Consider the following 24,592-nt stretch of genomic DNA (forward strand, 5'->3'; position numbering starts at 1 on the left):
CTAGAAAATCACTGGATTATCGAACACCTTTGGAAGTATTTTTGAGTTACGTAAGTATTGATGATCTGTCTAACTTAATTTGACAATTAAGAAATAAAAAATACTCTTTTTTTACGATTATTAAAAAAAAGATAAAACTTGATGAATTGAAGTATTGCTTAATTTTGGAAGCTAGGGGGGAAGAATAAAAGCATATATATTGTTTCAAGAACAAAATCTTGTTATCTTTTTAAAGGACATTTGTCCAAAATCTAATTTTAGGAGGTACGTTTTGACGTTTATTCGTACAAATAAAAGAGAATTATCTTTATTCATTCTTTATTTTTTATTCATAGGATTTCAATTAGGGATCCTTCCATTAGCCTTATTATCTATGGTAACGAACAGTGATTTAATACATTCAGAGTTTGTTGTGTTCGCGGTTAACTTATGTATTCCTTCTATTATTGGAATCATTTTGTTTCGTAAAGAGATCATAGAAAGTTTTTCTTATTTCAAAGAAAAAACTTGGCTGAGAATTGCTAGTATATTTTTTTGGGTAGGCTTGATCTTTTTAGTAGATGTCTTCATGCAACACATTTTAGGTCCTACTAACCAATCAGCCAATCAGGAATATTTATCGCAATTAGGAAAACAAACGCCGCTATTTTTGACTTTGATTGTTTTTGCTTTCCTTGGCCCGATTTTAGAAGAACTTATTTTTCGTCATCTTTTAATTAATTGGCTTTCTCAATCTATTGGTTTAATTTTGTCTTCTTTGATTTCTATTTTTCTATTTACATTTATTCATGTAACGCATCCAATTGATTTTTTCATGTACGCTCCTGGAACGATTTTACTGACGATTGCTTATTTAACTGCGAATCGCTCATTAGCTTTTATCATGGCTATCCATATTTTGAATAACGTTCTTGGTTTTGTATTATAGATACAGATGACAAAAAAAATTCAAGTATGCGACATTGGTTCTACGCCGCATACTTGAATTTTTTTCAATTAGTATAAATCAAAACTTCTAATTTTCATTTCCCATCAACTGATACGCTCGACCATCCGAACTTCTTTTGAAAAAACCGAATGTGATTAGATAACGCCTTTGTTCGACATAATCAGCACTAGAAAATATGTCCATCAATATCGAATTGACTTCTGTTTCTGTATAGATTACTCCATGTTCGAATCGTTTCAAGACTTCTTTCAGCAAGATGTATTTCTTTTTTGTTGCGCTTGGTACTTGTTTTACTTTTCCATCCTTCATAAATGTCTCCAAAACTTTCATTTTCTCTTGCTCCGTATAAGTATAAATCATCTTCTTTCTCCTTTTGATTCTAAGAATACTCCATTTATGTTAGAATATTCTGAATTTTTTAAAGCGGTTACTCTCAAGAAAGATATTATCACATGGCTCTTTTTTTTACTAATATTTGTCGGAAGACTCATCCTAATAAGTTATTCGCCCAGTCGAGTAATTAAAAAATACTGAATCAAGAATATTGCATTACATGATAAGAACAAAAAAAGAACCCTTGAATACCAAGGGTTCTTTCTCTGTCTGATAACAATGATTAACGACGGATTTCTTTGATTCCTGCCAACATTAAAGTAGACATTGGATAATAAATCATTGGTTTATCATAGATGGGCATCAATTGTTTTGATGTCGCTTTGGTTAATGGATATAGACGTGTGCCACTGCCCCCGGCTAAGATTATACCTTTCATTCGAATCACTCCAATTGTGAACTTATTCAAATACAGATAGAAATTCGATAAGACACCTAAATCAAAAACAGGGAGCTGAAATTTCTTTCAAACTCCTTGAGAGCTAATGTAAAAAAACGTCTTTTCTCTAAAACAATCTGTAATTCTATAGTTTCCAAAAATAAAAATCATTTTTTAATAGTTCATTTTTAGAAAAAATATTTTTAATATCAATCAGCACTCTTTCATCATTTTCTCGATAGAATTTTGAAAGATCGTTGATATTAAGCTCATGAAATTCTCTATGGTCTACTGCAAAAACTAATGCATCTTGATTTTGAATATCTTCAATATTTTCTAAGTCTACACCATATTCATAATGAGCCTCATCCACGTCAGCCCACGGATCCACAACATGTGGTTTTATTCCATATTCATTTAAACGCGAAACAATATCAATCACTTTTGAATTACGCAAATCAGGACAATTTTCTTTAAAAGTTAATCCAAATATAGTTACTTCAGCATTTTTTATTGTTTTACCAGCTAGGGCTAGTTGCTTAATAACCGCATCTGCAACAAATTCGCCCATTGAATCATTAACTTGTCTTCCCATAGTTATTAAATGCGAGGTGTATCCCAAATTTTCTGATTGATATATAAAGTAATATGGATCAACTCCAATACAATGCCCTCCAACTAACCCAGGTCTAAATCCAAGAGAGTTCCACTTAGTATTCATTGCATCAACGACTTCATTTGTATCAATTCCCATTTTATCAAATGCTTTAGCTAATTCATTCACAAATGCAATATTTATATCTCTTTGGGAGTTTTCCACTACCTTAGCCGCCTCAGCAACTTTTATCGAACTTGCTCTATGGACACCCGCTTCAATAATGATTTCATAAACCTGAGCAATTTCTTCTAATGTAGTCTCATCCATACCAGAAACAATTTTTGTAATTGTTTCAAGAGTGTGCACTTTATCTCCAGGATTAATTCTTTCAGGGGAATATCCTATTTTAAAGTCTTTCCCACAAACTAAACCAGATTCTTTCTCTAAGATTGGAATACAAATATCCTCAGTTGCTCCTGGATACACTGTTGATTCATAGACTACAATTGAGCCTTTTCTCAGATTTCTACCAACGGTGATACTAGCGTCTTCAACAGGTTTAAGATTAGGTGTCTTATCTTGATTAATAGGTGTTGGAACGGCAACAATGAAAAACTTTGCTTTTTTCAACTCTTTTTCGTCAGAGGTAAAGTATACCGCAGTGTTCTTAATTTTATCATTTCCTACTTCTCTCGTTGCATCAATCCCTGCTTTATACGCATCTATTTTCCCCTGATTTAAGTCGTATCCAATAACATTTACTTTTCTTGCAAAAGAAACTGCTATCGGCATACCAACATATCCTAAGCCAACTACAGCAATATTTTCTTTCCTATCGATTATTTCTTCATACAAACTCATTCTTAATTCCTCTTCTCTAATAATTTCTTACTTTCTTTGAAGACTCTATTTATATCATTTCGTTTCACAAAAAGATAAAATGCAAAGCAAATGAGATAAATCATAAAGGCACTCACACCTGTACAAAACCATCCGGAAATAATAAAACTACATACCATCATACTCTCATATAAAATATCTTTATAAACATCAATTTTCAAATATTTCACTAACTGAAGTTCAGCAAAAATTGATCGAAAAGCTAAAAGAGCTACAATCGATAAAACTGCCAGAGTTAAACTTTTCAACACGAATACAGTAATCACAGTAACCACACCACTAAGAACTACTGTTAGCATGTTAGACAGCAAAATAAGACGCTCTAGCCGTAAAGTTTTTAAATACGTATTAATTAAAAGTGCCATTTTCCCTTCATACAGTGAAATTGGAAATACTAAAGCCATATATTTTAAGCTCTCAGCATATTGAGGTAGCCAAACTTCTAAAATTGCTCTGAAGGGATAATAAAACAATAATAAAATTAGCAAAACTAAAATCAAGGAACTTCTGAGAAGCTTATAGAACTTAGGTAATGTTTCTCTTCTTAATGTTCTGAGAAACGGAAACATAATTAATCCAATCGCATTAATAAAAACCATAACTAAATTAGAAATACTCAATGTTAATGAGACCTTACCAAAGGTAGATACATCCCATTGTCTTTCAATTGAAAATCTAACAATTCCAATTATTAGAATACTTGCGATATTTGCCAACATAAGCTTCATACCAATAGATATATTGTATAAAGCTTCTTTGATATTTAAAGAAAAATTTCTTATATTTTGAAGTACTAGATCCTTGCATGTATAGATTGAAATAAGCAAAGATAAAGATTTTCCTACTATGTCGGCAAAAATCATAAATTTATAGTTTCTAACTCCAAAAATTAAGAAAACGACAATTAACAAAAAGTAGGCCAATCTATCAATAATAGTAATAACTGCATATTCTTTTATTCGGTTTGTTGCCTGCAGTATATGTAGCAACACTATTCTTATATTTGAAACAATCATACACAATAAAGTCATTTCAAATATAAATACTTTATCCATACTAACTTTATTAACGAATGTAATACAAATTAACAATACAAATCCTAAAATTAGCTGTGAAAACCCTAGCATCCAAAACTGAGAGTATAATTTATTCTTATCTAAATCATCATATTTTTCACCACCTAATCGAAGATAAATCCCATCACTCCAGCCTAGATGTGTAAACCCTACATAAGAGGTATAGAATAAATAAAGTTGCCAATAACCATATTCTTTAACACCCAATAATTTGGGAACAACTAATATAACAAGTGAAGATACAAGTAAAGCTAAAATATTCGATGATAGAGAATAGGACATATTAGTTACAAACTTCTTCAATCGTAAATTCATGAAACTCCTACTTTCTCAAAAGTAAGATTATTTATTTCTCTAAATAAATCATAATTTACTCCACTGTACAGATCTGAGTATTCCTTAACTTTATTATATACATACTGTGCCTTATTCCTATTTTTTGTTTGCTTATAAATATTGAACCAAATTGCAGATAAATATGCATATCTCCAAATTTGCCATCTTGCTTTACTCATAAAGTTTTTTTGATTAATTGTTCTATTTGTGAAATGTAAAATTGCTTTTCGAAGCAGTATTTCTCCTGAAACAGCTTTAGAAATTGAAGAACTAATTTTATGGTAAACTATCGAATCTAAGATACTAACCGTTTGAATTTTTTTCTTTCTAAGCCTCATACAATAATTAAAATCTTCTTCACCAAAAAAGAAATCTTCACTTAAAAAGCCAACATCAGAAAAAATACTTTGTCGAATCATAAGAACACATCCAGTTACAAATGGTGCACTAATTATCATATTTCCATTTTTGATATTGGAATCAATTTGTTTACTAGAAAAATATTTTCTATCACCGTAGAAAGTAAACTTACCACCTGCATTCCATAATTTATCAGGATTTGAATAATATCTGATATTACATGTTGCAACCATAACTTTTGGATTTTTATCAAATACTACAGTCATATTTGTCAATGCATTATCCGTTACTACTGTGTCGTTATTTAACAAAATACAGTAATCAAAAGAGTGATATATTTTTTTTAAAATTAAGTTGTTACCCTTTGCAAATCCGAGATTTTTCTCTCCTTTGACAAGGGTTATACCCTTTAACATAAAGTTACTACATTGCTCGAATTCAGAAACACTACAAATATACCTTTCAGAACTATAATTAAGAATCCATTTTTCTAGCTTATCAGTATCTTTATTGTTTGAGGCGTTATCCAAAACAAAAATACTGAAGAATGAATGCTCATTAGAAACAAGAGATTTTATACATTCAATCGTATCTGTTGCACCATTCCAATTTAAAATTACAATTGCCGTTGTTGACATATTATTTTATTACCCCAATTCTATAGAGTTATTTTTTTTGTTAACAAAATCTCAAGAACAACTAAATACATAATATTCAAAACCACTCCTGATACTGTTAAAAAATTACCAAAAAACATAAAAATTACAACAGATAATAGATAGGAGGTTAATGCTGTAAGACGTGAATATCGGATATATTTCACGTAGCAATAATACACAAAAACAAAGAAAAAGATGATTGTAACTGTCCCGATCAACCATCCGCCAGTATGAATTGCCTCAGCAAAAAAGCCAGCAACATTAGTTCCCAAACCCGGACTTATCTGAACTGTATCTTCGTATATTGGTGAAACATAATTTCCTACCCTAAATAAAGCCTTGAAAATATTTATAGGAACAGTAAATAAAATTGGGATTCCTATCTGTGAATTCAAAATTACACTGAAATAACTATTCATGGCAATTACTGGACTTAATAGATAATAAAAAAAATGTTGTATTGCAAAATCAAAATTGTTTTTTGTTAAATCTGAATTAAAATATCCAAGCTCGAGAATGGGACGTACCACATAATTGAAGAAAAATACAAGAATTGCGAAAATTAATGCAATCAAACTATATCGAATAACTTTACTTGTAGATACTCTATTAATCAAAGCATAGAAAATAATTACATACAAGACAGTTATCAAAATTAAATATTTACCTCCAAAAATTAAAATATTAACTAAAACTAATAAAAATGTTATTAGTCGAAAAAACTTTTTCTTATCCGATAAATAAATCAAAAAAACAAACGGTAAGAGGATACCTGCAAGGCTACCTATATGAGCAAAAATTCCAAAAGCATTACCTTTTAAATTATCAAATCCATACCTACTTATACTCTGGAATAAAGAAATATACTTTGCTATTAATCCAATATCGAAAAATATTAAAATAACTTTCTCTTTCTTGAAAATCATTTCTTTATATTCACACAGGTTTAATCGGGTTGAAGTTTTCTCTATAGAAAGGAACCTAAATAGGATGCTGATAATAAAAACTAACAATAAGAAAAACGACAGAAAAATCATAGTCTTGTCTTCAACTTCAAAAAAACTAAATCTTGAAACAGCATAATAATTATTCAATGAAATTAAAAAACAATAAACTAAAGATATTAACGAGTAAGGATTAAATAGTGTTTTGTATAAAAAAAACTCAATAGTATTTGTTACGAGGATAAATACTAAAAAAATAAAAAACATCTCATTCTCCTTTATCTAACATGGAAAGATAAATTTTTTCCATTTTTTTTACATTTTTATCCCAATCATACAAATCCGTAACCCTTTTATAACCAGCTTGTCCATAACTACATCTTAGCTGAGAGTTTTCGATAAGTTCTAAAATAGCGTTAGCAATCATATTGATATTTCCTTTTTCTACAATTATTCCTGTAACTCTATCCTGAACAACTTCTTTAAAACCATCAACATCAGTAGCTACAACTGGCAATTTAGCTGCCATTGCCTCTACGGCTGCGACCCCAAAACTTTCACTATTCATAATGCTGGTGACACAAAAAATATCAAATGTATTAAGAACTTGAGGCACCTGAGAATTCGGAATATATCCTTTTAATTCAATAATATCATTAAGAGATAAGTCACTGATTAATTTTTGCAAACTTTCTTTTTCCGGACCCTTACCATATATTTCTAACTTAAAATGTTTTTCTGTTTTATTCCGAACAAAGTCTATAGCCTTAATTAAGTATGAAAGTCCATATTTGGGAGCAAGTGTTTTTATTGTCCCTATAATAATAGGTTTATTACTCTTCAATGTAATGTTTTCAAAATTAGATAAATCGACGCCGAAGGGGGTGATGTCTATTTTAAGATTATCATTATCCATGAGCTTCTTTACTTGATTAGCCATAGCATAGCTAGTTGAAGCAATTCGATCTGCATAGCGAATATTTGATTTTACAATTCTATTAGTAATAGTATTTTTTTCTGGAAAATCATAGACATCACTTCCCCATACCGATAAGAGTAGCGGCCTCAATCGTGAAACTCTTGCTAACGTACCATAACCACTTGCATAATGTGCATTTACAACATCAGGCTTTACATTGATAAAAATTTTTTTTAATAAGGGAGCATTTAAATAATAACCTTTGTTGCCACCATACTTCAATTTGTATTGAATGACTGATTTATCAATCCCATCTATATCTGGATTTTGATTAGGTAAATAAACAAAATGAACTTCATGGCCTAATTCAGCAAGAGAATTAACCCACCTTATTGAATGAATACTATTTGCTGCTGCAAGAAATAAAATTTTCATTTCACTGACTCAGTCCCTTCTCCAGTTCACGTAAAATAGAACAAGCCTCTTCAAAATCCTCTTCAAACCAATTACTACGAATTATTTTTTCTATACTTTCCTCTTTGAATCTATATCTAATAACTTTAGCTGGTATACCTACTGCTATTGCATAGTCCGGAATATCATGTGTAACTACTGCATTTGCACCAATAACAGCACCATTTCCAATAGTTACTCCCTGCATAACAACAACGTTTGCTCCACACCAAACATCATTTTTAATTACTGCAGGATTCTGACTTAACCTAAATCCATTGATTTTTGAACTAATTTTTTGATAGGTAGTCACATGATTAATACTGTGCTCACCAGGTCCAACTTTTACATTTGGTGCGAAAGAACAATAATTTCCAATTCTTGCATTATTAACCATACTATACGGTCCAAAATAATTAAATTTGCCAATACAAGCGCCTTCCTCTATGAATACACCTTTTGTAAACCTGTTCCCAGTTCCTAAATTCCCGTACACACCTTTTTTCCCTGATAATATTCTGAAAGCTCTAAAACAAGCTTTTTTTATCTTGTTCATATTTTCCTCCAGTCAACTTATATTCATCAATAACAAATTGAAGATGTTTCATAAACTTTTCTTGTACTATATCAATTTGGAAGTTAGCTTCGTACAGACTTCGCGCGTTAATTGATTCAGAATATAGTTTACCAAAATTATCAAAGTAATTTTTAATAATCTTTTCTAAAGCACTACCATCTTTATAATATGATCCGCAATGATACTCATCAACTAAATTTTTCATCACGCCATCTACTGATAGTAAAATTGGAAGACTGGCAGATAGATATTCACCAAATTTATTAGGTGTATTTAATTGATAGTTAGTACTGTTAATATAGGGCGCAATTCCCAGTTTTGACCACTGAAGAAGAGAAGTTATCATATCTTTCTCAATCCACCCAGGAAAAATCACATTATCACTACATTTTGATTTAACATATTCCATTTGCGGACCCGTTCCGCAAAGAACAAACTTCAAATTACTAATACCAGTTAACTTATTAGAAGCATTAATTATACTTTCGAAAGAAAACTGATTACCAAAATTTCCAGTAAATGAAATAATAAAATCATTTGATTCAACACCATGTTTGCTCCAAAGTGATGAAAACTCATTTTCCGAATAATTATAACTATAGTCAGGGTACGCAATAGGGATTACTGTATCTGTTTTTTTCCGGCTTCTTTTCGCATGCTCCAATCCAAAACTTAAAAAACCTTCAGATAAACCCACAATTGAATACGAATTACGGAAATAGGTATCGACCTTTTTGTTACTAAAAACAACATACGGGGTAATTAACGAACGAAATTTTTCTGGCATTGATTCCTTAAAAATATCTGGCCATAAATCCCTAACATCAGTTATTACTGGAATATTATTATCCTTGCCATACTTTGTTACCATTGTAATGACTTCAATAGGAGTGTTTCCTGATAATATAACATCCGGCTTAGGTTCTTTTTTTAAAAGCTTAAAAATTTGTTTTGAAGCATCATAGTGATGATATATCCTTTGTAATGAAATATTTTTTTTATATCCAGATACCTTTGCCACATGTAATTTTAATCTTTCGTTTAAAATAAAAGTTTGATTTTGTTGAACTCTTTGACGCTTTTTATAATGATCAAAGGATACAGAAAACCAATCCACACTGTGTCCATTTTCTGATAGATAGTTACTAAAATTTCCAATTCTTCTAAGTCTAGTATTTTCGCCATCAATAGGTAATGGTTCTCCAACACCCACAATCCAAACTTTCATCATTCATTCCTCATTCATAGATTATTTCAATTTTCTCAAGTGCTTTTTTGCAATTATATTGTGCTATTTCGGGAGTAGATCCGTCACATATTACATACCCGATTCGATCACCACTCTGTTTTGTACCAAAAACCTCATCTCCAATTTTTTTTGTGAATACTATTTCTTCAACAAACCCACTATTTAGCTCATTTTCGTTTTTTATATCTTTAATTTTCCCTTCCCTTGCCTCAATAAACATAATAGCAGCTCCTCTATTTTTAGTATGAGTATAGATAAGGGGCGATTTTGTTGCGAAATTCAAGTTTTGTCGGACAATATTAACTCCTGTAGACAATGGTACTAAATGACTTGTAATGCAATCTCCCCCTAAACGGAGACCTATTTCTACAATTCGCACACAGCTTCCAGTTATTTTTACTTCCACATGCGAAACCCCATTTGTATAGCCTATTGCAGACAGCGAATCTGAGACAATTCTCCTAATTTTACTTTGAATATCTTCAGATAGTTGTGATGGCTGCGAGTGCCCAAGTTCAACAAAATATGGACTACCTGTAGTAATCTTATCTGTAATTACAATAATATGGTTCTTACCATTAACCATAATTGATTCCACACTAACTTCTTCACCTGGCATGTATTCTTCAACTAAAATATAATCCAAATTTGTTGCAGATTTAGTATATTGAAAAGCTTCTTCTATCTCTTCAATATTTGATGTTGCAGGTATAAATCTTATTCCTCTTGAACCAGATGAATTTGCTGGTTTCAATATAAAATCAATATTCTTATTCTTATTTATGAAATTAAGAATGTCATTACTTTTTTCAACTTTTGCATACCGAGGTATTGGAACTCCAGACCTTTTTAATTCTTCACGCATATAAAATTTATTAGTAGATTTTGCTATTGTAGTAGAACTCACAATGTCAAGACTTAATTTATCCGAAATATATGCAACGGTCTCCATTGGTCGATCTGTTGCTGCTGTTGCAATAGCGCAAATACGCTCTTCTTTTGCCAATAAAAAAATTTCATCTTTATCAAGAGTACTTATCTCGAAAAAATCATCTGCATATTTTATTCCAGGTGCATTTCTATCCATATCTACAACAATGGTAAATAACCCCATTTTTTTTGCCTCTAAAATAGTCGGTATCTGTAATAAACTTGCTCCTAATATCAGTATTTTTTTCAAGTACATTAATCCTCTCTATAAACATTTTCCGATTTTAAAACCTTTTTAATTGTCATAAAAAAGATCCATATATCAAATTTCAATGATAAATTTTCCACATAGTAGATATCATTTTGTAACTTTTGTTTTGTTGATGCAGCATTTCTATTAATTACTTGGTTATAACCTGTTATTCCCGGTCTTATAGTATGGATTATCTTTTCCTCTTCAGAATAGTTTTCTGCCCAGAAAGCTGAATCTGGTCTGGGTCCTATGAGACTCATATCACCAATTAATACATTGAGAAATTGTGGAATTTCATCGATACTAGTTTTTCTCATAAACTTTCCAATTCTAGTCAATCTAGGATCGTCTTCTGAATTTAAAGTTGAACCATCTTCAGAACGAAAATCAGGTGCATTTTCAATCATAGTTCTAAATTTATACATAGTAAAAATACGTCTATCGGTACCTAGTCGTTTCGCTTTATAAAAAATGGAACCACCGTCATCCAATTTAATTATTAATCCAAAAATCAATAACGCTACAAAAAGAAATGGCATTGCCACTATTGATGCAATCACATCAATGATTCGCTTAAATATCTTGTACATAATAAGTATCCTCGTATTATCTTTTTTCTAAAATAAATTCTTATAAACCTTACTTTCTTCAACTTTTTTATAATCCATCATCATCTTCTTAAAATTAGCAAAATCTGGTGAGAAATCAAAATCTTTCTTGGCTTTCTCAATAGAAAAAAGATATGATGGAGTGTTATTACCAATATTGGGAGCATATTTAATACTTGATTTTTTCCTATCTCCAAAAACATCAATAATATCTTTCACTTGTTTTTCAAGCGAAAGAGGTCTTCCTGATGTCATATTATACAATCCTTCTGCCCGTTCACTATCAAGAGCCATAAAAGTTGCCTTAGCCACATCTTTTACATAAACTATATCGCGACTTAACTTAGGATTACCAAAAATTACGATGTCTTCCCCGTTCTTAGCCTTCTCAATAAAAATCTGCAATCCAGATTTTTTCATTTTCCCATTAATTAACAATGATCCATGTGGTCCTACCCCATATACAGGGGGCAATCGGAAGATCACATTTTTCATCTTATGCTGTTTATTGTAATAAAGCATTAAATCCGTTGCCGCATTTTTAGAGATAATATATGCAGCATGGTCTCCCTCGAGTAAGAAACCTCTTGGCTCGTCTTCAGTAATAGCAATATTTTCTTTCCAAGAATTAAAAACATCCGCATAAGAAGTTGTTGATATTACTCTTTTAATTCCTCTTAAACGTGCAAATTCTATCACATTTGCCGTTCCTATTGTATTTATTTCTATATATTCACTAGCATTTTCTGTTTCATTCAAGTCTGCAGTACTATTTGCTGGTAATAATCCAGCTAATAATATAATACCTTCAATCTCAATTTCTGGAATTGTTACAAAGTCATTTCTATTCGTAATATCTAGATTAATAAATTGCACGCCTTTACTTTCATAATAATTCTTAAATTTTTGATTTCTTCCTGTTACCATAACTTTTTTATTCTGTGCCAACAATTCATCAACAACATAAACTCCAATAAAACTAGTCCCACCAATTACCAAGTACATAGCATACTCCTCGATTTCATTATTTATTTTTTAAAAAAACGACTTATCTTATCATGAATATAGTCGATATCTTCAAATTTCATTAAAGTATTTAGTGGCAGGGTCATTTCATTTTCAAACAACTTCATTGCATTAGGAAACTTGTCAATTGAAAATCCTTTTTCTTTATAAGCAGTTAATAAAGGCAACGGTTTGTAATGAACGTTTGTCGCTATACCTTCTTCAGCCAGAGCATTTATCAACGCATTTCGATTGCCTTTTACTTGAGTTAATAGTAAATGCTTACTCGAAATTGAATCATTGTGATCATGTAATAATACACTGATATCCGAACTTGAAATAAATGTTTTTATATAATGGTTATATAACTCAGTTCTAGATTTATATAATTCATTAATTCGTTCAATTTGTACGACCCCAATAGCTGCATGAATATCGGTCATATTACATTTATACGCCGGAGAAACAATATCGTATTCCCATGAATTCAAACCCATTTTTTCAAATGCGTCTTTTGTTTGTCCATGTAAAGACAGTCTTCGAACCTGATGATAAAACCATGTATCAAATTCGACTCCTAATGATTTCCACGTTAACGCCCCACCTTCAGCTGTTGTGATATTCTTTACAGCATGGAATGAAAAGCTTGTAAAATCTGCGACAGATCCTGATTTACGATTTTTATATGTTGCACCAAAAGAATGTGCCGCATCAGCCAGAATCGCTATCCTACCAATTTTTTCTTGAATAGTATTATTAGCAGTGAATAATTTTCGTTTATCATTAACTATCCTAAATATTTCGTCATAATCACACATAATTCCCGCAATATCAACTGGTATAATAACTTTCGTTTTATCAGTAATAGCATTTTCAAGTGCTTCATAGGACAAGTGATACTTTCCTGGCTCTGTATCAACTAAAATAATTTTAGCCCCAACATGATCAATAACACTTGCTGATGCTGTATAAGTATACGCTGAAGTGATTACTTCATCTCCAGGTCCAACTCCCAAAACCCGTAAACAAAGTTCTAGACATGCGGTTGCGGAGTTTAAACAAACTGTTTTTTCTGTGTCACAATATGAAGAAACCAAGTCTTCTAATTTTTTAGTCATAGGCCCAGTCGTAATCCATCCAGACTTTAAAACTTGTAGAACATTCTCAATTTCCAAGTCAGTAATATCAGGGGGGGAGAAAGGAATATTTTTTTTCATTGTTGTCATCCTTTTTTATTTATTTGATTCATTAGCAAATGCTAATACTTGTTTAGCTAGTTCATCATCATCATCTGACAATCCTTCAACAAAGTGCATGACTTCATCAATTGAAAAACCTTGGATATTACCGACAAAGATTTTTTCAAAGACTTCTTCATCATTGCGTTCTTTATCCAGTAACAATTCTTCATAAAGTTTTTCTCCAGGGCGAATACCTGATTCCACAATTTCGATATCATCTTCAGTAAGGCCGCTAAGTCTGATCATGTTTTTGGCAAGATCGACAATTTTCACTGGTTCACTCATATCTAAGATGAAAATTTCTCCACCTTTGGCTAAGGCACCTGATTGGATAACTAGGCGACTTGCTTCTGGGATAGTCATAAAGTAACGGGTCATGCGAAAATCAGTGACGGTGATTGGACCTCCTTTTGCGATTTGCTTGCGGAACAATGGAATCACACTACCACGAGATCCTAATACGTTACCGAAACGGACAGCAGAGAATTTCGTTTTCCCTGGTTCATTTAAGCTAGTGACAATCATTTCAGCCATGCGTTTTGTAGAACCCATAACACTTGTTGGGTGGTTGGCTTTATCAGTGGAGATCATGACGAAGTTTTTCACGTTGTTTGCTTTGGCAGCTTCAGCAACATTTTTTGTACCATAGACATTGTTTTTAACAGCTTCTCTAGGATTGTATTCCATAAGAGGAACATGTTTGTGAGCTGCGGCATGATAGATGATATCTGGTTTGTATTCGGCCATTAGTTCAAAGATTAGTTTGCGATCTTGGACATCAGCGATAATTGGTACAAATTCTGTTTGACCGTGACGATGACTGTTTAACATTTCTTGGTGAATTTGATAAATGGAGTTTTCGCCATGTCCTAATAGTAATAATTGTTTAGGATTAAATTTCATTACTTGGCGACATAGTTCTGAACCAATTGATCCGCCAGCGCCGGTTACTAAGATTACTTTACCGGTGATTTGGTCTTTGATGGAGTCCATATCCAATTTGACTTCTTCACGACCTAAAAGATCCACTACGTCGATTTCTTTCAAACGACTGATGGAAATTTTACCTGAAGCCATGTCTTCCATGGAAGGCATGGCATTAACTTTGACAGTTGTGTCCGCAAGTTTAGCAAAGATTTCTTGTAGCCGAGTACTTGATAATGATGGAATAGCAATAGTCACCATATCGATCTGATTGTCTTTAATTAATTGTGGTAAATCTGATAGCGTACCTAAGACTTTTTTACCAGCAAGGTAAGTGCCGACTTTATTGGGATCATCATCCACGAAGCCGATAATATCAATTTCTCCTGAAGTAGGAGTACCAACCAAACTATTTTGTAGAATTCGACCGCCTTCACCAGCGCCGACGATAATGGTACGTTCAATCTTAGTCCCCTTTCCTTGACGTCTGTTTCGTTGTTCTACAAATATCCGCCACGACAAACGACTAGCGATAATTAAAGTTAAAGTCAAAATATAACTCAACAATTCAAAACGGCGACTAAACGTCTGATTCCAAAAGAATTGCATGACAAGTAAGCCCACCAAAAATTGACAGGTCGTGGCAAAAAAGATAGCCATGATTTCCCGTAGATTGGTGTAGCGATTGATGCGGGTGAAGACTTTAAAAATCGTCCCAAACATCAGATATAAAACAATTGATAGAATCATCGATAGCATTAAAAATTTTGTCGTAACATCCACATAGGGTTTCATAAAGAAATAGCTGATAACACACGCTAAAGCAACCAATAAACTATCTAAAACAACTAAGATACCAATTTTTCTTTTTCTTGTTAATGCAAACAACGAAAACGCCTCCTAAAATAATCCAAACCGTTTCTTCTTAACTTCTGTATAATCTGGGTATGTGACCGCATCCCCATTTATCAAATCTTTCGCCACTTGTTCCATAGTTTTGACTTTTTCTTCATCAAAGTCATGTCCGATTTGGCGAAAGGCTTCTTTCATTGCAAACGTTCTTTTTTTGATACCATGAGCGTCAGACGCCATCATCTGAACGAGGTTATGCTCAACCATCTGCTTTGCCGTCTTTTGGATGTCTTTACCAAAGACACCTATGTAGCTTGGAGCGGTGAGTTGCGCGAGGCACCCCATCTCCAAGTATGGAATCAGGCGATTGGGATCTTCACGAAACTTCGCATTTCTTTCCGGATGGACGATGACTGGCACCTTTCCCATATTTCGCAGCTTGAAAAAAAGTTGCTCCGTACAGGCTGGGACATCCATCGTAGGAAATTCAATCAAAAGATAGGTATCTGCCAAATCTGTAAACAAAATCTGATCTTGTTGGATTTCTTCTACTAAATCCCCCGTAATCCGCACCTCTTGCCCTTCCAGTAGGGTCAGAGGGAGGTTACGACGATCGAGTTCCGCCTGGAGCTCAGCCACTTTATCGATAACCGCAGCTTTCGGATTCACATATTTCCCATTATTATGATGGGGGGTACACAAGATATGTGTGATGCCTTGGCTGATGGCTTTTTCTGCCATGGCAATGCTATCAGCTAACGTATCTGCCCCATCATCTACTCCCGGTAAGATATGACAATGAAGATCAATCATCCAATCTCCTCCTCAAATCAATTCAACTTAGTTACCATAATAATAGTAGTAACCTTGGTCTTTCATATTTTGCGTGCCATTGTATACCACGCCTAATACTCGCGCTTGCACCATTTCCAACAGATTTTTCGCATTGGTTAATGTATCTTTTCGCGTGACGTTTTCTCTAACAACTAGCAGTGTGCCGTCAGCTTTTGACGCCATAATCTGAGCGTCCGTCACGGCGACCACAGGTGGCATATCGAAAATAACAACATCATACAGGTGGCGCGCTTCCTCAATGACTTGGTTCATACGTACAGAGCCTAGTAATTCAGAAGGGTTTGGCGGCTTAGGCCCACTTGGTAAGATGGACAGATTTTCGATTCCGACTGTGCGCGCATTTTCCAAGACGCTTTGATCGGTACTCAAGACGAGGCTCAGACCGGTATCATTACTTAACCCAAATGTTTTGTGAACAGTTGGCTTACGCATATCCGCATCCACCAAAAGCACACGTTGACCGGAGCTAGCGAAGACCACGGCAAGATTCGCTGAAGTCGTGGATTTACCTTCTGCCGGTCCAGATGAAGTCACGACGATGGTCTGAATTTTTTTGTCTGCTGAAGCAAACTGGATATTGGTCCGAATCGTCCGGTACTGTTCTGAGATTGGTGACGTTTTGTCTGCTAGTGTGATGAGACTGACGGCACTGGTTTGTTGGCTATGATGTTTACTGTTTCGTTTTCCCATAATCGATATCTCCCTATACTCGTGAGCGACTGCGACGAGCTTTGTCTTGTTTGGTTGTGGAATTGTCCTGCTTTTGCACTGCAGCCACTGATTTTGTGGTCTTCTTAAGCTCTTTATCTGTCATTTGTGGGACTGAGCCAAGGATGGTAAAGCCGAGATTTTCTCCTACGAACCGGCTATCTTTGACGGTACGGTCCAACAGTTCCAATAAGAAGGCCAAGCCAACCCCTACCATCATCCCTAGAACCAAGCCGATTGCTAAGTTCAGTTTGTTGTTGGGAGAGACTGGTGTCATGGAGGCTTGTGCATTTGAAATGATTGAAATCTTGTCGACATCCAAAACATCTTTAGCATTTTCTTGGAAGACTTTCGCTGTGGTGTTGGCGATATGTTCCGCATCCACTGGTTTTGTATCGGTTGCTACGATGGAAAACATTTGGGAATTCTGGGATTGTTGGACTTGGATGGCACCTTTGAGTTCACTGACAGTTTTATCCAGATCATATTCTGACTCCAGACGATCTTTGACAGTGCTCATGACCAAGTCGCCAGTAATCATATCTTTATACGTATTAATCATCAATAAGTTCGTATTGACATCCCCCGCATTGGTCGCATCTGTTCGAGGTAGTTTAACAATCAATTGGGCTTGTGAATTGTATTTCGGCGTAATGATAAAAAACGTCGCCACGCTTGCCAGAGCCAAGCCAGCGAACATACTAATCAATATTGCAGCGACATGCTTCTTTAAGATGTCAAATATTTCCTTCAAACTGATTGTCTCTTCCATTAGTGTTTCCACTTTCTCTTTCATTTTCTACAAAGACTGTTTACTGTTCGTCGTCAGGCTCAGCATATTCTTCGGTGAATGCTTCTTCATGAGAATTACCTTCATCAGAAGACTCATTTCCCGACTCACCGCTATCACCTGGTGACAAGGTACCGTATCCTAACTGCTCACTTATGGTGTTCAGTGAGGCTGTAAAGGATTCCTTATAGGTGAGATTACGAACTTGACCGATGCTCTCTGCTAAGGCAATATAGCTTTCATAATTTGCCTTGTCTGTGATTTGACCATTTTTAAGTAAGCTGTCGATGGTTGCTTCAATGTTCTTAATCCTAGTCAACTGTGCATTGGCAAAATCTAGATACTCAGTGATATTTTTTTGCCATTGGTCAGCTAACGTCGACAGTTTCAAGGTTTCTCGAATTTCTCCGATTGATTCGTCTGAAATGTCTTTTTTAATCACTACATCATTAACCGGCTTCTGCCAAGAACTCACAGGATTCTCAAACAAGTTATTGGTCTTTTCTTGAATAGTTAATTTGTCATTGACCAAATTAACTTTTTTCACAAGGGCGTCTTTGGTCTCTTGAATCCCCCCAGCATCGTCTGTTAGGTCTTCTGCTTGAATATGGTATTCTTCAGCATCAGCTTTGACAGATTCAAGCTTTCCTCGTACGGCCGCAAGCTCGGACTCCGTCAAATTTTCTCTCAAAAAAATTGATTGACCTTCTTGATAAAACGAATCAATGGTTTTTGTGAGAGTCACTAACTGCTCTTGGCTTTTTGCAATGGTACTATTGGCGTACTGAACTCGTTGTTCATACTGATGTGTTTTATCGGCTCGGTAACCGATGTAACATATACCCAGTGCTCCGATACCGACGGCTACGACAGCTAGGCCTTTTGCTAAGGGTCTTCCCATCTAACTTTACTCACTCCCAAAAAATTGTTATTTGTCACAATTGTTCGTATTGTACTATACTCAACTAAATATTTCAACGTATCCAAAAAAGTGTTTTTTGAAGCTATTTGCGATAAAGATTCAAAAAAACTAAGCATTGTACACTTTTAACTCTAGTGATGCACCAACTATAGTACGTTTCGCATAAACGATATTTTATCAAATTGGATAGTCAAAATATGACTACCTACTTCGATATGCAAAAAAACATAAAAGTATGAATCTATCAAATTATGCAGCATTCTGGAATAAACTAGTTAGCTGAGTACAAGTCTCTGGCTGTACTTAGTAGATTTTCCTGTTATTTCTATCATAGTGGCTGTCCAGAATTATTGCAAGTAGTATTTTCTGAGTTTTTTTCGAAAAAATGACTTTTCTATTTCCCGCAAAAAGAATCAGTAACTAGAAAAGTCACTCATAGATGTTGTTTAATGTAAGTGTGTAGGATAAGTCTGCCGAATAACTCCCGGCAGTAGCATCAAATTATGATTTTCAATTTTAGCACTAAGAGCGTACTGCTACATCCCAAGTCAAGGATGTAGTTATTCCCAATTTAGTGTTACCAATCCAAACCGATAGTAACTTATAAATATCCGTCAAATAAATTGACACTAAACTTAGGAGACAGTTTTATGAACAGATACAGATGCTTATTTCTTTTGTGAGTCTCTTTTTGATTTGCATACAAGAAAAAAGTGTTGGCAGAAAATCGGTTTCGATTTTCCACCAACACAAAATATTATAGAACCTTGATTTCATACGCATTACTTAGCCTTGCTCCACTAAATGATACAGATTAACTAGGACACTCGTATCATTTTCTCCTGCGGTTCCCTTCCAAAAAAACCATTAAATCAATATTAATCTCAGAAATTAATACTAAAAAACCGCATCATTTATGATACGGTTCCCCATGATTGATCCACCTTACTTGGTGAATTCACTCTACCAACAATAACATCATTCACCTATTATTCTAACTTGTTTTTATTCAGAGACAATAATTCTCCAATTTCCATCATTTTGTAATTCCAATTCATACTGAAAGTAATTCGTTACTTTTTATAGAGTATCAAGGTATTTTACATCAACTCTCACTTGAATACTTTTTTCATTTTGCGTATAAATTGGATTCACTAATTCCACAAATTTAAGATTCGAATTGATTGGTCGCATAACATCATTTTCTACATAATACTCAAGTTCTTTTTCTGATGCAGTTGGATAAAGCTTGAAAAATGTCTCTAAAAATTCAGTGATTTCTTCCGCTGTTTTGGCATCAATTTCTGAATCACTTGCCACTGGTTTTTCCTCATACTTCACTTTTTCTGGTTTTCCAATCATCGTAGGCAGACTCGTCACAATATGGTTGCCTTTTTTATCTTCAAATATCCTCACTTGATATGCAGAAAAAACCTGTTGTGTCTTTTTCCCCTCTGTAATCTTTTGCTCCACTAAAAATGAAATAACAAATTCTTCTGAGTGCTTCTCAACATCTAGAATTTTTACTACTTGAACTTCGGAACTAGTGGGAATATCCGCTCGAACCATATCTTGACTTAAAGTCACCCCTTCCTCAGTCAGATATTGTTCAAGAGTAGTCATTCTCTTTTCGATGGCTTCTTTGTCATTCTTCCAAGAAAAATACTCCTTCGCAAAATCAATCGTAAAGTTCTCGACACCAGAAGTATTCACTATTTTTTCTTTCACAACCACTTTCTCATGAGTCGTGTGTTGGTCAATTGCTGTGAAATTTTTGTATATCCCAAAAGCGAGACTACAAAACAATAAAAACCAAAGGACAAGAACCATTTTCCGATGCTTGCCCACTGAAATTACTCGTTCTTTCTTCTTTTTTGGAGTCTTCTCCTTCTGACTTCGTTCAATTTTTATGTTCATTTTCCATTCCTCTTTTCTATTGTTTGTATCGACCGGCTCCGATAAGATGTTGCTGCCAATAGGGTTCGGTAAGATTCGTCCAGCCCACTGGATCTCCCTCATGGAACATCTGATTCTCTCCTGCATAAATGCCGACATGAGTCACGTAAGTACCAGCATCATAAGTTGAGTGAAAGAAAATTAAATCTCCTGGCTTGGCATCTTTTAGGTCAATATGACTCATGGCATCATACTGATCCTGTGCCACCCGTGGAAGTTTCAGACCAACTTTGGCATAACACCATTGAGTTAAGCCACTGCAATCAAAACCCGTTGCGGGACTTGATCCACCAAATACATAAGCCATTCCTTCATACTTAAATGCCTCGTCAAAAATCCCTTGGACTGTTTTATCATCAAACTGTATCGTGGTCAGATATTGTTTCACCAACAAACAATAAAACATATTTCCGTAGTTGTAGCGCCACCCGCCATTTTCTTTAATGGCGATTGGATTGGGGTAATCAACTTTTTGACCACCTGATTTTTCTTTTGAAAAGGATTCCGCCAAAGCAAAACTATGCTTCTTTCCATTTTTTGCGACATGATTTATATAGCCTCCACCATAATTATAGGCTTGGATGATACTATCTTGATCACAGCCTAACTCTTTAGCTCGTTTAACCAGAGAAGCAAAATAGAAACACCCTTGTTTAATGGATGCCTCGGTATCTAAAGAATTAGGTGGTAAGCCAGCTGATTCAGAGCTTTGCATCACGTCTTTTGCTGTACCACCCGACTCCACTTGAATAATCGCCAAAAGAATCGGTACATAATCTGAAATGTCCGATTCCTTGGCATACTTTTCTACCAGTGACCGATGTTTTAATACTTCTTCTGAGACACTACTGCCACCGGGAGAGGTACCAGAACTGTTGCTTCCTTCACTATCCTCACCAAATAATAAGCCGACACACATCAAGATGCCCATAAAAGAAATCGTCAGGATTGCCAACGAGATTGTACTCAAATTTCTTATGGTCATTTAGTCTCACCCGGCCTTAGTTTTGGAGGATGACTCACTCTTTTTTGTACTTTTCGATTGCCTGCTTTTGCAAGAATAGATCGCTTCTTCGCCTGTTGGATAGGAGTCACTTTTCTTACTGGTTGATTATTTTCTTTCGTACTCAATTTTTGATTTGAGAGTCTTCTTTTGATTTCAGGATTCGAATTCATTTTTACAATTCGATTGGCTGGTACATTCTTTGGTATCTTACTTTTCTGAGATTTGGATTCCTCTTTTATCGGAACATTGCTCCTACCTTTTCTATGACGATTTGCTGAATTTCCCAATACTTTCCGCTTTTCAGCCATTTTTTCATCTCTACGTTGTCGTTGTTTTTCTCGCAACTCCGCTCGATTCGCTTTTTCTTGGACAAGTCCACGCTTGAATTCTTCTGGTGCTTTTTTCGTCTTTTCGATTTCTTTATGCAGATTGTATTTCAAATTAGTTGGTGTATTCCTTACTTGATCCTTTACTTGTTGTGCTTTGGCTTTTACCATTGATTGGGTATCTAGTCCCTTGCCGATTTTTCTTCCGGCCAAATTCATTCGAGATTGTTTCTTATTTTTTGAGATTGGATTTTCCTTATTCGGGTCAGATATTACCTCTTTATTGTTAGATAATGATGGATTCTTTCGTGGAGAACAACCAGAAGACTTCGATCTGGTTTTTGATTGATCTTTTGCTAGTTTCCCACCAACTGCTGCACCACCACCAAAAGCCAATGTTCGCCCAACATTTCGATTAAGTTGCCGTAGTTTACGATTCATCAACATTTGCGGTTTCCGCATGACACGTCTGCCCATTGACTGGCTATCATTGCTTTGGAGGTTGAACATACTCATAATGTCCCCCAATTTGAAATAAATCCCGGCAAAAGTCACAATTTGCAGAAATGCTACCATAAAGAAGGGATAGGTCGCTGAAATATTGAAAAACATGGTAGAAATACTGAATGCCGTGGTGATAACCAAGGTCACTCCCGCTCGCATCATAATCGTATTGAATAAGCGAATAATCGCCTTTTTCCCCAAACTTTCATAAGTTGGCAACATCGACAATAAAAAGCTAATAGGTAGAAACATCGCAAAGATAATGAAGAGAATTTGTGAAAACAACATAATTCCTGTCAGAAGAAAGACAAAGAAGGAAATCCCAATATTGAACAGCACCAAAAAAATCACGGTCCCTAAGCGGCTCATGGTCTTGGTTATACTTAGATTCGCATTGTCATTGTCTTCAATCTCCGCTTTGACCGCTTCTTCCCGATCCTTGCCCTTGTTTTCATCCGGACTCACGAATAGAATCTTGTTGACCCGATCTTCGCCAATTTCCTCTATATTGGAATCATCAAATTGCAAGAGTAACCAAGGCTGCTGGACTTGAATTGAAAACAAACTATCCCGAATCAAATCCACGCTATCTTTTCCTTGGCTTTTTGAATTGGGTACAACAATCTCGGTCCCAAGGCTAAGAGCCGCTTCACTAACATCTGAACTAAAGTCATTAATTTTTGTGATATAGGTAGGCGCATACGCAATAAAAGAACCCGAAAGTAGAAAAATCATCACAAAATTAATCACGGCTCGAACTGCTTTCGTGGTTTCTCGTTTTAATAATCCGGTATACGCCACATACACCCCTAGAGCTAAAATCATCAATAATAGAAACCCAAAATAAAATCCGGAGGTCTGGAGTCCATTTTCAGTAATACCAGCCAATGTTTGGATATTCTTTCCAATACTTTCAGCCGTATCCGAAATGAAATCTAGTTTATAAACTTCTTGAACCACATAACCCGTGGCGTTCGACAAATACAAACTCACCGTCCAAATGAAATTAGTAATGGCATAAAGACCATACATTACGCTCTTTCCTAAGCCATCGCCCCAATTCCACGGTAGCCAATCCCATGAACTATCCACAAAGAAATCCAACTGATAGTTACCAAGTGAATATTGGGAATAAAGATTTCCGGCTTCAACTGTATCATCAACCAGACCAGTTGCCTCAGCTATCGTACCGACTAAACTCAATAGAACTGTCAGAGTGATGATGCTAATAAAAACGATTCCCACAATCCGAAAAAGTTTCTTTTTCATCCCCTCACTCCATTCTCTCATGAATAGGTGGACGGGTATCAAAAGCATGGAAGAGTTCTTCAAAGACTGGATGAACTTGAACCACACCTACTCGCCCATACAAATCTTGCATTAAACACTGACCGTTTTCCAAATCTCTCAGGCGTTTTTGATTGCTTTCATCTTCTCGATCCAAGCCAAAGAATTCCAAGATTTTCTTGATTTCATGAATATCGGTACTGCGAAACGCAAACTTCAACCCGATATTATTCTTCAAGCGTTCATCCAGTAAATCATCACTATTTTGCGTAACAAAATAAACTCCGGCATTCATGGCCCGCCCAGCACGAACGAGCTTATTCGATAATGTTTTTCCTTGTGCCACTTGAAGAAAACTCCACGCCTCATCCAAGTCCACTATCTTGAAAATTTCTCGGTTGCTATGGATGAAGTCCAAAGCAAAAGTGGAAATGACGATTAGCATAGAAACACTAAGCAACTCCATGGTGGTATATTCTTCAAAAGTGGTTTCTGCATCTGGTAAAACTAAATCCGCTACTTGAATGATATTTAACTGTTTACGCCGTTTGTATAATTAAGCGAGACAAATAAAAAAGCCATTTATGTTACACTCAAATTGTAATACCCGCTAAAGCATACAAGGAGAGTGAA

At 34.8% G+C, this 24,592-nt stretch carries 20 protein-coding genes and 3 pseudogenes; 1 reads left to right on the forward strand and 22 read right to left on the reverse strand.

The window, feature by feature from the left end; translation table 11 throughout:
• Positions 1-271 precede the first annotated feature (271 nt).
• Complete coding sequence (locus DIZ30_RS08880) at positions 272-928, forward strand: CPBP family intramembrane glutamic endopeptidase (RefSeq protein WP_002290288.1); 657 nt, start codon at positions 272-274, stop codon at positions 926-928.
• An 87-nt stretch (positions 929-1,015) separates the two neighbouring features.
• Here DIZ30_RS08880 and DIZ30_RS08885 read toward each other — a convergent pair whose 3' ends face one another.
• The 22 genes and pseudogenes from DIZ30_RS08885 to DIZ30_RS08995 all read right to left on the reverse strand — a co-directional run.
• Positions 1,016-1,309, reverse strand: coding sequence for a DUF2087 domain-containing protein (locus DIZ30_RS08885; protein WP_002290286.1), 294 nt, complete (start codon positions 1,307-1,309; stop codon positions 1,016-1,018).
• A 265-nt stretch (positions 1,310-1,574) separates the two neighbouring features.
• A pseudogene (locus tag DIZ30_RS08895) lies at positions 1,575-1,721 on the reverse strand (sugar phosphate nucleotidyltransferase); the annotation flags it as partial.
• A 145-nt stretch (positions 1,722-1,866) separates the two neighbouring features.
• Positions 1,867-3,180, reverse strand: coding sequence for a nucleotide sugar dehydrogenase (locus DIZ30_RS08900; RefSeq protein ID WP_049142194.1), 1,314 nt, complete (start codon positions 3,178-3,180; stop codon positions 1,867-1,869).
• A 2-nt stretch (positions 3,181-3,182) separates the two neighbouring features.
• Positions 3,183-4,610: a lipopolysaccharide biosynthesis protein gene (locus DIZ30_RS08905; RefSeq protein ID WP_098188971.1), complete on the reverse strand. Its 1,428-nt coding sequence runs from the start codon at positions 4,608-4,610 to the stop codon at positions 3,183-3,185.
• Positions 4,607-5,629, reverse strand: a complete 1,023-nt coding sequence (locus DIZ30_RS08910; RefSeq protein ID WP_049142192.1) for a glycosyltransferase family 2 protein — start codon at positions 5,627-5,629, stop codon at positions 4,607-4,609. The genes DIZ30_RS08905 and DIZ30_RS08910 overlap by 4 nt, the downstream gene beginning before the upstream one ends.
• A gap of 20 nt (positions 5,630-5,649) precedes the next feature.
• Positions 5,650-6,744: a DUF6337 family protein gene (locus DIZ30_RS08915; protein WP_234414797.1), complete on the reverse strand. Its 1,095-nt coding sequence runs from the start codon at positions 6,742-6,744 to the stop codon at positions 5,650-5,652.
• A gap of 118 nt (positions 6,745-6,862) precedes the next feature.
• Positions 6,863-7,948: a glycosyltransferase gene (locus DIZ30_RS08920; RefSeq protein ID WP_098188969.1), complete on the reverse strand. Its 1,086-nt coding sequence runs from the start codon at positions 7,946-7,948 to the stop codon at positions 6,863-6,865.
• A gap of 1 nt (position 7,949) precedes the next feature.
• Positions 7,950-8,522 carry a CatB-related O-acetyltransferase gene (locus DIZ30_RS08925; protein WP_098188968.1) on the reverse strand — a complete coding sequence of 191 codons (573 nt, stop codon included), beginning with the start codon at positions 8,520-8,522 and terminating at the stop codon, positions 7,950-7,952.
• The gene (locus DIZ30_RS08930; protein ID WP_193753198.1) at positions 8,494-9,771 is read right to left on the reverse strand and encodes a glycosyltransferase family 4 protein; all 1,278 of its coding nucleotides are present in this window, start codon (positions 9,769-9,771) and stop codon (positions 8,494-8,496) included. Before DIZ30_RS08930 ends, DIZ30_RS08925 begins: the two co-directional genes overlap by 29 nt.
• Before the next feature lie 10 nt (positions 9,772-9,781).
• Entirely contained in the window at positions 9,782-10,972 is a 1,191-nt protein-coding gene (locus DIZ30_RS08935; protein WP_159086157.1) for an ATP-grasp domain-containing protein, read from the reverse strand.
• Between the two features lie 5 nt (positions 10,973-10,977).
• Positions 10,978-11,565, reverse strand: a complete 588-nt coding sequence (locus DIZ30_RS08940; protein ID WP_049142186.1) for a sugar transferase — start codon at positions 11,563-11,565, stop codon at positions 10,978-10,980.
• 27 nt (positions 11,566-11,592) lie between these two features.
• Positions 11,593-12,588 carry an NAD(P)-dependent oxidoreductase gene (locus DIZ30_RS08945; protein ID WP_098188966.1) on the reverse strand — a complete coding sequence of 332 codons (996 nt, stop codon included), beginning with the start codon at positions 12,586-12,588 and terminating at the stop codon, positions 11,593-11,595.
• 23 nt (positions 12,589-12,611) lie between these two features.
• Complete coding sequence (locus DIZ30_RS08950) at positions 12,612-13,805, reverse strand: DegT/DnrJ/EryC1/StrS family aminotransferase (RefSeq protein WP_376737961.1); 1,194 nt, start codon at positions 13,803-13,805, stop codon at positions 12,612-12,614.
• Between the two features lie 15 nt (positions 13,806-13,820).
• Entirely contained in the window at positions 13,821-15,641 is a 1,821-nt protein-coding gene (locus DIZ30_RS08955) for a nucleoside-diphosphate sugar epimerase/dehydratase (RefSeq protein ID WP_049142183.1), read from the reverse strand.
• A 12-nt stretch (positions 15,642-15,653) separates the two neighbouring features.
• The gene (locus DIZ30_RS08960) at positions 15,654-16,418 is read right to left on the reverse strand and encodes a tyrosine-protein phosphatase (protein WP_049142182.1); all 765 of its coding nucleotides are present in this window, start codon (positions 16,416-16,418) and stop codon (positions 15,654-15,656) included.
• A 27-nt stretch (positions 16,419-16,445) separates the two neighbouring features.
• The gene (locus tag DIZ30_RS08965; RefSeq protein WP_098188965.1) at positions 16,446-17,150 is read right to left on the reverse strand and encodes a CpsD/CapB family tyrosine-protein kinase; all 705 of its coding nucleotides are present in this window, start codon (positions 17,148-17,150) and stop codon (positions 16,446-16,448) included.
• 13 nt (positions 17,151-17,163) lie between these two features.
• Positions 17,164-17,940, reverse strand: a complete 777-nt coding sequence (locus tag DIZ30_RS08970) for a YveK family protein (protein WP_049142180.1) — start codon at positions 17,938-17,940, stop codon at positions 17,164-17,166.
• A gap of 40 nt (positions 17,941-17,980) precedes the next feature.
• On the reverse strand, positions 17,981-18,859 hold the full coding sequence (locus DIZ30_RS08975; RefSeq protein WP_098188964.1) for a hypothetical protein: 879 nt from the start codon (positions 18,857-18,859) through the stop codon (positions 17,981-17,983).
• 1,026 nt (positions 18,860-19,885) lie between these two features.
• Positions 19,886-20,797, reverse strand: a pseudogene (locus DIZ30_RS08980) (conjugal transfer protein).
• A 16-nt stretch (positions 20,798-20,813) separates the two neighbouring features.
• Positions 20,814-21,821: a lysozyme family protein gene (locus DIZ30_RS08985; RefSeq protein WP_098188963.1), complete on the reverse strand. Its 1,008-nt coding sequence runs from the start codon at positions 21,819-21,821 to the stop codon at positions 20,814-20,816.
• Complete coding sequence (locus tag DIZ30_RS08990; protein WP_098188962.1) at positions 21,818-23,941, reverse strand: FUSC family protein; 2,124 nt, start codon at positions 23,939-23,941, stop codon at positions 21,818-21,820. The genes DIZ30_RS08985 and DIZ30_RS08990 overlap by 4 nt, the downstream gene beginning before the upstream one ends.
• Positions 23,942-23,945: 4 nt before the next feature.
• A pseudogene (locus DIZ30_RS08995) lies at positions 23,946-24,500 on the reverse strand (ATP-binding protein); the annotation flags it as partial.
• Between the last annotated feature and the right edge of the window lie 92 nt (positions 24,501-24,592).

Source organism: Enterococcus sp. H57, assembly GCF_003112495.1.
GTDB lineage: Bacteria > Bacillota > Bacilli > Lactobacillales > Enterococcaceae > Enterococcus_B > Enterococcus_B faecium.